We start from the raw sequence: 11,648 nt of genomic DNA, 5'->3' as shown, positions 1-11,648 counted from the left end.
TCGTTTCATCAATAATTCCTCCGATTCCAAATAAGAATGTTGGGATGTTTCCAACATAACGCGGATCCCGGTTCGCGTTCAATCGACGGGAACAACGATATGTATAACTCTCCAACGCAAAATAAAAAGAGGCTTCCGAAGTCATTCAACTTCGGTGGAGCCTCTGCATTCATTCCTTGCTTATCTGGCTTTCTCTTTGTCCTGTTCCTGACAGGCTGGAATCGCGATCAGGACCTTCGTCCCCATCCCGAGACCGCTATGGATCCGAACCCCGTTTTCCTTCCCGTATTGGAGCTTGATTCTTTCATCCACGTTGCGGATTCCGTAGCCCCTGCGAACTCCTTTATCCGTGAATATTTCGGCGATCGTTTCCTCGTTCATTCCGATCCCGTTATCCGAAATGCTGAACTCGATTCGCGATTTCGATAGGGAAGCCGCGACATCAATTTGAATTTGATCGCCACGCCAGGCATGCTCCAGAATATTCTCTATGAAGGGCTGCAGGATCAACTTAACGGTATCGTATGGATAGATGGCCGAATCGATGTCATAGTTCACAGTCATGCGACTGCCGTATTTGGTCTTCTGTATATCGATATACGCTTGCATCTGCTCGATTTCTTTCTCTATAGAAATAATCGTTTTGCCGTCATTGAGCGAAAGGCGGTAAAACTTGGCGAGACCCATGACCATTTGGTGCAGCTTGTCGATTTCGCCGAACTTGGCCAGACGGCTGATGGACGATAGTGTGTTGTATAGGAAATGAGGGTTGATTTGCGCTTGCAGCGAAGCGAGCTCCGCTTCATTCTTCAATAAGTTGGTCACATAAACCTGCTGGATCAAATCATGGGTATTCTGCCCCATCACGTTAAGAGCGGAAGCGATCTGGGCAAATTCATCCTTTCCTTTGAACAGGATGCGTTTATGAAATTCGCCTTCCTGGAATGAACGGAGCGTTGCGACGATCTTGCCTACCCTTCTGGCAAAATATCTAGATACCGCAATACTTATAAAGGACAGCACCAGAAAGCTGGCCAGACAAACAAGGATGGTCAAATTGCGGACTTTCTTGGCATGCTCGTTAAATACGGAATGCGGGATAGAGGCAACAATATGCCACCCCATCTCCGGGATCGATTGGGTCAAGAGCAATTCCTCCGACGCATCTGACCCATCCTTGCTTTCCTGCCCCACGGCACCGGAAACGAATATCGGCATGTTGTCCTCATCGTATACGGCAAGCTTGCTGGATTCCCCGATTTTGGCATAATGGACAGAGTCCAGAAGCTCGTTTAATTTGACCGTTACTCGAATTAATCCGATCGCCTTCCATTCCTGAACATCCTCCATCCGCCGCAGCAAGGAGATGTTATCGAACTTCTGATCCAACCCGACCTGCTTCCAGATGACGCCATCGTTTTTTTTCTTGTCGAATGACAACCCTGTCCACCATGCCTCATTCTCTATTCTCTTCTGATGAAACACGTCGTAGTTCTTGAACCCCGACAAAGGGTCGATCGTCTCGCCTCGCAAATTGTACATTTCCGGAAATGTGTCATTCTCCAGGTATAACGTCAGCAATATATTGCTGTTGGTATAGTTCAGAACATTCTCCAAAGTCGGAATAATATATTGTTTGGTCGTCTCGTACGTGTACCATCCTTCTTCATAATTCCTCAGGTATTTCTGGAGCGTGTAATCATAATATAATCGGCTTGAAATTCGATTGATATCATCGGTTTTGTACAAGATGTTGTCGCGAATCTGCTCGAGAGTTCCCCTGATGCTCGCGCTGATTTTCTCTTGTAAAGCCTGCACGGTGATCGTGTAAGCGAAAAATCCGACCGCAATGACGGGGATCATGACGAATAAAAGGTAGGTCATAAGCAGTTTTTGGCTGAATGGGATATAGGTCCTTTTCCTGTATGTTCGTTTCATAGATTCACGCTCAGCATTGCTTGCGATAATCGCCTGGAGTCATCCCGAATGTTTCCCGGAATTGTTTGCTGAAGTAGGTCAGGTTTTTGTAGCCCACTTGCCCGGCAACCTCGTATATTTTTACCGTCGGAACCCTCAGCAGCTCTCTTGCCCGTTGCAGCCGGGCTTGGATCACATAGTCGCTGAAGTTCATTCCGGTCCCGTCTTTGAACAAATGGCCCAAATGATTCGGTGAGAAGGAGAAATGATTGGCTGCATCGCGAAGCGTAATATTATGGTGTAAGTTGCGGCTTACATATTGATCGATTTCTTCAACGAGTTTGCGGTTTTTCTTCTGTTTCTTCAAGTAAAGCAACTCGGACAGCTCGAACAGCCGTCTACGAAGCCAGGACTTAATGTCTTCAATGGTTTCGAAATGAAACAAAATATCCAAATCCTTCATCTCGATGCCAAGCAGTTTATACAGATTCTCATTCAAAACCCGCATATGAACGTCCAATCGGGAGATCACATGCAACGAAAAGTTATATATGCTTAGCCGGGAGTTCAAATTCTTGACCAGAACGAACAACTCCTGAATGCAATCGTCAATGCGGATCAATTCGTATTGGGTCATGGCGGCGAACATCTCGCTCAATATATCGTCAAGATCTTTGGCGCTTCGCGAGAAGTCGGTTTTCGTAACCGAATGTAGAATGATTCTGGATTTCCCCAAGAACATTTTCAAATTTAGCGCTTCCGAAGCCGCCATATACGATCTTCTCATATCCCCTACCGCTCTAATAACCGGACCGACCCCAATCGTTACGGTTAACGGGAATTTATCGGAAATACTTGCGATAAGCGGCTCGAACAATCCTAAATGATTTTCTATGCATACAAACAGGATCATCCTGTGGGCTTCGGACTTGCAAACGACAATGCCGCTCTCATTGCACCAATCGATAATAAATTCATTCAATTTTTCCAATTTATCGTTGCGTTCGGATTCATGATAGCGATTCAACTTCCATGAGATGTCGTCCATCTCTAATACGGCTATGCACATGTCCCGACTGCTCCAGTCGAGCTTGGCGCGTTCGAGTAGCCCCGCTTTGACGGAATCGCTCGCGTTCCCTTCGACAACCCTCAACAAGAGTTCATTTCGGACAAGCGGGATCGAGCTTTCGAGAGCGAGCTCTTCCGCTTTCTTCATTCTCATCCGGTCCATCTCCGCTTTAATGCCGGCCAGAACCCGATAAATCTCATCGTCGTCGATCGGTTTCAAGATATATCCGTATGCGTTCATCTGGATGGCCTGTTTGGCATAATGGAAGTCCTCGTAACCGCTTACAAGAACGGTTTTCAACTCAGGCAAATGCTCGAGCGCCTTACTCATCAATTCCAATCCCGACATCATCGGCATCTTGATATCCGTCACCAATAGATCGACCGCTTCTTTACGGATGACCTCCAACGCGGCAAAACCGCTGTTGACCGCCGAAACGACCTCCATCTGCAGACTCTTCCAATCGATAAGCCGCTTCAAGCCTTCCAAATCGATATCTTCGTCATCAACCAGAAGCACCTTGTACAACTCGCTCACCCCGATTTATGGCTGTAATACGAGCAGGAAAGAGGGTATACTTGTGAGACCAGTATATCCTCTTTCCCGTATGGGCGTGTATTATTTTTTCATCTTTTCCAAATTGCCTTTCCATTTGGCGGTATGATAGTCCAGAAGCTTATCAAATCCCAATTTGACTGAATCCTTATCGGCTTTGTCTATAATCGCGAGCACTTCCTCATCCGATTTCGCAAACATCAGTTTCGCTCTAACTTCAGTATATAGGTCTTTGACTGCCGATTGGGCAATTCCTTCTTCCGTATCCGGAAGCGGATCGAGATTGACGAATTCCGTCATATTCATGGAGGTTTTCCAGTATATGGTGGACTGCGCTACCGTAGACCAATTCCGCTGTTCCTCCGGCAAAGTCATCTCCAGCGCGGCTTTGGACGAATCTACATAGGTCGTATTGCCCGCCCAGACAAACGATCCCAACTTCAGTTTGTCCTTCTCTTCCTCCGGCGTGGTTTTATAGGCTTCATTCGGAATTGGAACGCCGTTCGAATCGGCTTCGTCCCAAAATAATCCTTGCGGACCAAAAAATAATATGCGCTGGCCTTCAGGGCTCGTTGACCAGTCCAGGTAAGCGAAAATCGCTTCGGGGTCTTTAGCATTCTTCGTAATAACGACTGCGTTCCAGCCAAGCGAGTTGTATTCGTTCACGAGGATCTTGTTCGGATCAAGACCCGCTTTGTGAATCGGCCATATGGCTTGATACCCGCCGCTCGGATCAATCGCTTTCCAAGCGTTATGTCCTTCCCTGCCGTAATTGGCAGCATCGTCGAATACGAGTACCGCTACCTTGCCGGTTTTCAGCTTTTCTTTGACTTGATCGTCCTTCTGGGTGAAGGCATCCTGCGTAATCAATTTTTCGCGGAACAGTTTATTCGCGAATAGCATGGCATCTTTATACACCGGATCCTTAAAGATCGATACCAGCTTATCTCCTTCGGGATAATAACGCATCGAGGCAAATTGGGTCGGATGATTCTCTGCGAATCCGGACGACATGACCTCGATCCCTTTCCCGCTAAAGCCCACTTCCAATGGAATAACATCGGTATATTTCTCTTTAACCGTCTTCAAGTATGCGTACAGATCATCGAACGTTTCCAGCTTGGGCGAACCGAGCTCCTTGTATATCTTGGTATTGATGACCCAACCGCCGTTCCCGTTCGGGCTGGATGTATACCAGTCCGGGAAGATATACAGCTTGCCGTCATCGGAACGAAGCATGTTCAGCGTGTCTTCTCCGGCATATTTTTTCAAATTCGGGTATTTATCCAGATAGTCATCCAAAGCCACCAATTGATTCGCTTGCCGCAAACGCTCAACGATCGCGCCTCTGTCCAGCATCATGACATCGGGCAGCCCTTCCGAAGCGATCATCGTGTTCAGCTTGGCTTCCGCCGCACCGCTCGACTGAATGGGAGTGACCTCGATCTTGAGATTCTCCTTTACCCATTTGCTTGTCGGATCGGCGCCCCATGGCTCGATTGTCATCCAATCGTAGTTTCCATAAAAGCTGAAGCTTGCGGGTCTCACCTGTTTCATCGTACCGTCGTAGACTGCTTCGGGTTCCGCGGCCTTCGTTTCAGCGGCCTTCGTCTCCGAAACATTCTCTTTCACGGTATTGTTTCCGTTTGTTGCCGTGTCGTTCCCGTTGTTGCTGCACCCTGCAATGACCGCAATGGCCGCTAACAAGGCGATGCCGATTCGAGTAAGCCGAATGGATGCTTTCATGCCTTATTACCCCTCTCATTCTAAATGATATCTTGCAGGCCAAGCGGCCTTAAAACCGCGAAGATGTTATTCCTTTAACGAGCCGACCAATACGCCCTTCACGAAATACCTTTGCACAAACGGATATACCAGGATGATGGGCAATGTCGCGACCATCATGGTCGCCATCGTGAGCGACTTGGTCGTAATCGTCTGCGCCCGATTCAATTGATCCAGCGCGGCAGCATTTCCCCCGGTAGCTTCCAGCATCTGCTCCGTCATATTGGAATTCATGATTTGCTTCAGAACCGTTTGAATCGGCAGCAGGTCCGTCTTGTTGATAAAGATGCTTGGCCCGAACCAATCATTCCAATGCCCGACCGCCGTGAATAAGGACAGTGTCGCAATAACCGGCCCCGATATGGGAAGAACGATTCGGAATAACGTACCCCAATGGCTGCTTCCGTCTATTTGGGCCGATTCCTCCAATCCCTCGGGCAAGCCTCGGAAAAAGGTGCGAAAGATGATCATGTTGTACACGCCGATGATGCCCGGAATCACCATCACCCAGAAGGTGTTCATCATCCCAAGCTCGCGGCACAGCAGGAAGAACGGGATTAATCCTCCGCTTAAATACATCGTAATGACGCAGAAGATCATATAGTATTTTTTGCCGATCAAATCCTTCTTGGACATCCCATAAGCAAATATAGCCGTAAACAAAATGGATAAGAGCGTACCGATCGAAGTCCTTAATACGGAAATATAGAAGGAATTTAACAATCTGCTATCTTGTAGAACAACATAATAGTTGTCCAAGGTGAATTTTCTGGGCCAGAAGGTCACTCCGCCCAATGAAGTATCCGATCCCGAATTAAAAGAAATGACGAGCGAGTTCCAAAATGGATAAAATGTCGTAAAACCCAGCAGGATGAGTAGAGCATAAATAAAGAAATGCATGATTTTATCTTGCGTCGTAAGCCTCGTAAGCCATCACCTCTATTCCCTCTCGCATCATGGTCACCATAAGCTTGTTCCGAGCCTTCTGGCAATGGCATTCGCGACTGTCAGCAGAGCGATATTGATTATGGCTTTGAATAATCCGACGGCTGTCGCGTAGGAATATCGCGAATTCAGGATGCCTATCCGGTACACATACGTATCGATCACATCCGAAACTTCCCTTAGAATGGGATTCGTGCCCAGAACGAGAATATCTTCAAATCCCGCATTGAGAATATTGCCGACGGACAATATTAGAAAAATGACGATCACAGGCGCGATGGAGGGCAGCGTTATCAGGAACATTTGCTTAAACCGGCTGGCTCCGTCGATCGAGGCCGCTTCATACATATGAGGATCCACGCCAGCGATGGCGGCCAGATAAATAATGGTGGCAAACCCGATCTCCTTCCATACCCCGGCACCGACCAGTATCCCCCAGAAATATTCGGGTATCGATAGGAAATTAATAGGCTCTTGCACGAGATTCAATTTCATCAGCAGCATATTTATACTGCCGTTATCCGTCGCCAGCATAGACATCGCGAATCCGCCGACAATGACCCACGATAAGAAGTGCGGCAAATAACTGATGGTTTGGATAACCCGTTTAAAGAACATCTGGCTGATTTCGTTAAGCATTAACGCCAATACAATCGGAGCGGGGTAGCCGATAAACAGCTTCAGCAAGCTGATGACAACCGTATTGCGCATGATTCTCCAGAATTCTGGGGCATGGAAGAAAGCTTCATAATGTTTAAACCCCGCCCACTGGCTGTGGAAAAACCCTTTGAAAATATCGTAGTCCTGAAAAGCCATAAGAACGCCGTACATCGGGATATAACTGAATACAAAAATGAACAATAGCGCAGGGATGACCATAAGCTGAACATCCCATTGCCGCACGAATCGCTTCCATCCGGATTTAGGCTTCAGGATAGGAAACGGTCCCTGCATAATATCCGGTATGTTGTGGTTTTTCACCGTTTCACCTCGCTTATTGAGATAAAGCTTGCTTTCTATACCCAATCATAAATGTTCTTCCATCATCCAACTACTCAGGTAAACAATGAAAGATGATATTATTCAACGCTCCTTATTCGGGTACTAAGAAAAACCGTCAAGCTAGTTACTCGATTATTTCGTATAAATGATTCAGAGCGCTTAAAACAAAGGGCTGGCCCTCCGTCGTTCTCACGACTTTGGGACAGCCCTATTGGAAATTACGTTACCAACACCATATCAAGGCGTGATAACCACTCGGTCCGCGACGACCACATAACCGCTGGAACTGACGTTTTTTGTCCCTTTTACCCGAACCTTTATCGTATGTGTGCCGGACGACAATGCCGGGCTCGTCCATATTAAGGTGTTGTCGGCCCGAACTGCGGCATAAAAATCGACATCCGTCTCTGCACCTCCATCTATCGATATACCGGCAATTCCATGATGGGAAGCCTTCGATGCATAAACGGCAATATTTGTGCCGCTGAATTGGACTTGGTAGTACGAACCCGTCGTTAGAGAGTAGTGGTCGTCATTGTTATATTTGTCCACCCCCGTGCTTGTCGACCAAGTTCCGGAATACTCGAATTGATTCAATCCCGTTCCCGTCGTCGCATCGTTGACAGTCGTAATAGGCGTAGGCGCTCCCGTCGTATAGATCTCCATTCCCATCAGCATAGGATCGCCCGTTACTTTGACGAGTTCCATATTTAGCGCATCGTCACCAACCGTTACGTCATAAGGGCCGTAACGCTGCCAATTGCCCAGAGTAAGCTGGCCGATCGGCGATGATGTAACCTGCGCGCCCTCCAGCTTCACATGAAACGATCGGTAATTGCTGGTGTAATTCTCCATGGCCCATACATACACCTGATAGGAGCCATTGGTTATCGTCTGGCCGACCGAAAAGTTCGTATTATGATAGACGACCGTATTCAGCATAGAGTTGGTAGCGCTATCCACAGCCGGAGACGGCGTAAACGAAGTACTCCCGCGGCTTATCGTGGAGAGCGTTAACCCTGCTGCGCTTTCCGCCAACCAACTGTTGCCGTTAATCGTGACCGCCCCTCCGTTCATATTGATCCCCTTCACGAAGGCCGCGCTGCCGGAAGCATCCGTCGTCACCGTTACCGCGTTGCTTGCCGCCGAAACATTGGCCGCCGCGTCCTTGGCTTTCACCGTAAACGTATAAGCCGTAGATGGAGACAATCCCGTCACCGAGTACGAGGTTCCGGCAATGTTCGCCGTGTTGACTTTGATCGAGCCATTATACACATCGTAACCGGTAACTCCGACGTTATCCGTTGATGCCGTCCACGACAATGATATCGACGTGGCTGTCTTGGCCGGTGAAGTTAAGTTTGTCGGCGCTGTCGGAGCTTGCGTGTCCGTTACGATATTTACTTCATCTCGGGTCAGGACATAGCTGTGATTGTACAAATTGGTTGTGCCCGCCCATGTGTTGTTATCTACCAGGAAATTACCCCAGGTCATAAACCAGCGATATTTGTTCTGGGTCGAGCTAAGAACGGACGGATTCGGATGTTCTCCGTTTTCCCCGATGGCAATGACCTTGCCTTGACCCAATGTCCACAAGTCGTCATGATAGCTTTGCTGGTAATCGTTGTTGTAAATATCGACGGCCAGAATATCCACCTTGTTTGTCCCCGGAAAATAGGTCGAGTACGGATCGGAGTCAGCGTTCGGAGCGTTTGCATTCCAAACCCAAATCAAGTTATTCAACCCATGATAATTCGTATACCGATCATATATGAGGTCCCACAATTTCCAAAAGTTCGGCTGTTTCCCCCACCAAAACCAACCGCCGTTCATCTCATGATAAGGACGCCACAAAACCGGAACATCGGCATCGCGCAATTGCTTTAGGTACACGGCTGCTTTGTCGAGTTCCGCTATCAGCGTGTTATACTGCGATGTCCCCGGCGTAACAATCGTATCGAACTCGGATTGGGAGATCCCCGGTTGTACGCATCCGTTCCAGCAATAACCCGTCCCCGGCTTGTTCTGATGGTACATCATGGTCACGATACCGCCCGCATTATGCCAAGCTATCGCGCTGTCGACAACCGCTTGACGCTGCGATGTCAACTGGGATTCGCTCTGACCCGATATCACTCCCAGCTCGTATCCTTGAACTGCCGGATATTTGCCGATGTTGGAGTTGATCAGTTCCGCGTAATAATCCGGCTGCTCAAGCCAATGATGCTGACCGGATAAGATTTTGTTGCCTTCCAGGCTGTATAGATAAGCAAGCAAATTTTGAGCTTTCTGCGAAGCATTGGGGTTGATCGGGACAAGAGCCGCCTCGGCTAGCCGAATACCCGATGTTAAAATTACCGGAAGTGCCAATACCACAATCATTAGGACCGTTAAGCAACTTTGTCCAAACCTTTTCAATCGCGATACCCATTTTCTCATCAAATCACATCCTCCTCTTAAATAGAATTGGAAGCGCTTTCCATTATCAATATACGCCTGTCTTTCCGATGAAATCAATCCGATTTTTCAATGAAAAGTGATACTATTCAACGCTCCTCATTCGGAGGCCACAAATGTATTTCGTAACGTGCCAATGCCCTCTACCGTTGCTTCCACAACGTCACCAGGCTTCAGCCACACCTGAGGCCTCTGCCCCATTCCTACTCCAGGAGGCGTACCCGTACTAATAATATCGCCCGGCTGCAGCGTAATCGTATTCGATAGGAACGATACTAGATATGGAATATCATAAATTAATTCCTTTGTATTCGAATTTTGCATCGTTTCGCCGTTCAGCTTCAAGGAAATACTTAAGTTTCCAGGATTCTCGATCTCATCGGCGGTTACGATCCAAGGCCCCAGCGGGGCGAAGCCGTCGATCGCCTTGCCGCGTGTCCACTGAGGCTCGTTTAATTGAATATTCCTTGCGCTTACGTCGTTGAGAACGGTGTAGCCGAACACATAATCCATAGCGGTTTCTTTCGACACCTTCTTGGCCTTCTTGCCAATCACGACCGCAAGCTCGACTTCATAGTCGCATTGCGATACTTCATCCGGTATGACCACCTCGTCGCCATGACCGGTCAAGCAATTGTTGTATTTGGGGAAGAGAACCGGCACCTTCGGTACCTGCATTTTCGATTCGATAACATGGTCATGATAATTAAGTCCGATGCAGATGATTTTCTCGGGATCCGTCACCGGCGACAAGAGCTTTACTTCCTCCAAGCGATAGGCAGCGACCGCTTTCAGGGATTTGATATTGGACTGTCTGATGACATCCCGCGCCGTCCCTGAGGTGTTTAGCGCCACTACCGTGGATTCTCCTTCAAGTATGCCGACTTGGAGCTTACGTTCTTCGTCCTGTAAATGATAGAATTGCAATAGCTTCATCGTTGTCGTTCCTCCCGTTATGTTAGATACCTTGAGTATCCAGCTTAAATCGTGCTTCGTTAATGAAAGAGGTGATTATTGCGTGCAGGATAAGACATTGAACCTTAAGCTTGTTTGCGATGCTAAGGCGAAATTAGGCGAAGGCCCAGTATGGGATACCAGCAGAGGCTGTCTCTATTGGGTAGATATCCTGGAAAGCAGACTCCATATTCACGATCCACAGCATCCCCAATCTGACGAATCAATAGTGATCAGCCCCTATATTAGCTCAATCGTTCCTAGACTTTCAGGGGGCATAGCTCTAACGTTGCAGAACGGATTTTACGCTTTCGATAGGGATACCCAGAAAACGTCGCTGCTCGCGGAAGTTGAATCAACATTGACTGACAACCGCTTCAACGATGGCAAATGCGATCCCGCCGGGCGGTATTTGGCGGGGACCATGTCGATGTCATACCAACCGTCCAAGGGTACTTTATACCGTATGGACGCCAATCATTCGGTACGGCCGCTTTTATCTGAAGTGAGCATATCAAACGGGCTGGCATGGACTGCCGATGGTACAACCATGTATTACGTTGATACGCCAACACGGCAAGTAGCTGCGTTTGATTATGATATGGAGACAGGAACCTTACGAAATCGAAGAATCGTGGTTGAAATTCCAGAAGAGCAAGGTTTCCCCGACGGTATGACCATCGACTCGGAGGGGATGATCTGGGTGGCCCATTGGGGTGGATGGCGTGTGACAAGATGGAACCCGAATACCGGGAAACAGTTAGAATATGTTCCGGTTCCTGCTTCGCAGGTAACTTCATGCACATTCGGCGGTCCAAATCTGGATAAGTTGTACATAACGACCGCTCGTATCGGACTCAATGAAGAAGAGCTTACGAAACAACCCCATGCTGGAGGACTCTTCTGCGCAGAGCTCGTTATCCGAGGAACTCCGGCCGTTCCGTTCCAAGGATAGAAATAGGCT

General features: G+C 48.0%; 8 protein-coding genes. 1 reads left to right on the top strand and 7 read right to left on the bottom strand.

The window, feature by feature from the left end; all coding sequences use genetic code 11:
- Positions 1 to 180 precede the first annotated feature (180 nt).
- From ACFPPD_RS22850 to ACFPPD_RS22820, 7 genes are all read right to left on the bottom strand, one after another.
- Complete coding sequence (locus ACFPPD_RS22850; protein ID WP_209745813.1) at positions 181 to 1,884, bottom strand: sensor histidine kinase; 1,704 nt, start codon at positions 1,882 to 1,884, stop codon at positions 181 to 183.
- 64 nt (positions 1,885 to 1,948) lie between these two features.
- Complete coding sequence (locus ACFPPD_RS22845; RefSeq protein ID WP_378083529.1) at positions 1,949 to 3,505, bottom strand: response regulator transcription factor; 1,557 nt, start codon at positions 3,503 to 3,505, stop codon at positions 1,949 to 1,951.
- Positions 3,506 to 3,604: 99 nt separating this feature from the next.
- The gene (locus tag ACFPPD_RS22840; protein ID WP_209745807.1) at positions 3,605 to 5,287 is read right to left on the bottom strand and encodes an extracellular solute-binding protein; all 1,683 of its coding nucleotides are present in this window, start codon (positions 5,285 to 5,287) and stop codon (positions 3,605 to 3,607) included.
- Positions 5,288 to 5,353: 66 nt separating this feature from the next.
- Complete coding sequence (locus ACFPPD_RS22835) at positions 5,354 to 6,226, bottom strand: carbohydrate ABC transporter permease (protein ID WP_209745804.1); 873 nt, start codon at positions 6,224 to 6,226, stop codon at positions 5,354 to 5,356.
- A 60-nt stretch (positions 6,227 to 6,286) separates the two neighbouring features.
- Positions 6,287 to 7,225 (bottom strand): ABC transporter permease, encoded by a 939-nt coding sequence (locus ACFPPD_RS22830; RefSeq protein WP_378083527.1) that lies wholly within the window; start codon positions 7,223 to 7,225, stop codon positions 6,287 to 6,289.
- Positions 7,226 to 7,510: 285 nt separating this feature from the next.
- A complete protein-coding gene (locus ACFPPD_RS22825) occupies positions 7,511 to 9,655 on the bottom strand; it encodes a glycosyl hydrolase (protein WP_378083525.1) in 2,145 nt (714 codons plus the stop codon).
- A gap of 174 nt (positions 9,656 to 9,829) precedes the next feature.
- On the bottom strand, positions 9,830 to 10,666 hold the full coding sequence (locus ACFPPD_RS22820) for a fumarylacetoacetate hydrolase family protein (protein ID WP_209745799.1): 837 nt from the start codon (positions 10,664 to 10,666) through the stop codon (positions 9,830 to 9,832).
- An 82-nt stretch (positions 10,667 to 10,748) separates the two neighbouring features.
- Between ACFPPD_RS22820 and ACFPPD_RS22815 the strand changes: the two genes are divergently transcribed.
- A complete protein-coding gene (locus tag ACFPPD_RS22815) occupies positions 10,749 to 11,639 on the top strand; it encodes an SMP-30/gluconolactonase/LRE family protein (RefSeq protein WP_378083475.1) in 891 nt (296 codons plus the stop codon).
- The last annotated feature ends 9 nt before the right edge of the window (positions 11,640 to 11,648 follow it).

This window comes from Cohnella suwonensis (assembly GCF_042655365.1).
GTDB lineage: Bacteria > Bacillota > Bacilli > Paenibacillales > Paenibacillaceae > Cohnella > Cohnella suwonensis.
This window is presented reverse-complemented; position numbering and strand designations above follow the sequence as displayed.

What these genes read in the sequence shown, in the direction of transcription:
- ACFPPD_RS22840 (WP_209745807.1), bottom strand. Translation starts at nt 5,287, where the DNA reads ATGAAAGCATCCATTCGGCTTACTCGAATCGGCATCGCCTTGTTAGCG.
- ACFPPD_RS22850 (WP_209745813.1), bottom strand. Translation starts at nt 1,884, where the DNA reads ATGACCTACCTTTTATTCGTCATGATCCCCGTCATTGCGGTCGGATTT.
- ACFPPD_RS22820 (WP_209745799.1), bottom strand. Translation starts at nt 10,666, where the DNA reads ATGAAGCTATTGCAATTCTATCATTTACAGGACGAAGAACGTAAGCTC.
- ACFPPD_RS22825 (WP_378083525.1), bottom strand. Translation starts at nt 9,655, where the DNA reads ATGATTGTGGTATTGGCACTTCCGGTAATTTTAACATCGGGTATTCGG.
- ACFPPD_RS22830 (WP_378083527.1), bottom strand. Translation starts at nt 7,225, where the DNA reads ATGCAGGGACCGTTTCCTATCCTGAAGCCTAAATCCGGATGGAAGCGA.
- ACFPPD_RS22835 (WP_209745804.1), bottom strand. Translation starts at nt 6,226, where the DNA reads ATGCATTTCTTTATTTATGCTCTACTCATCCTGCTGGGTTTTACGACA.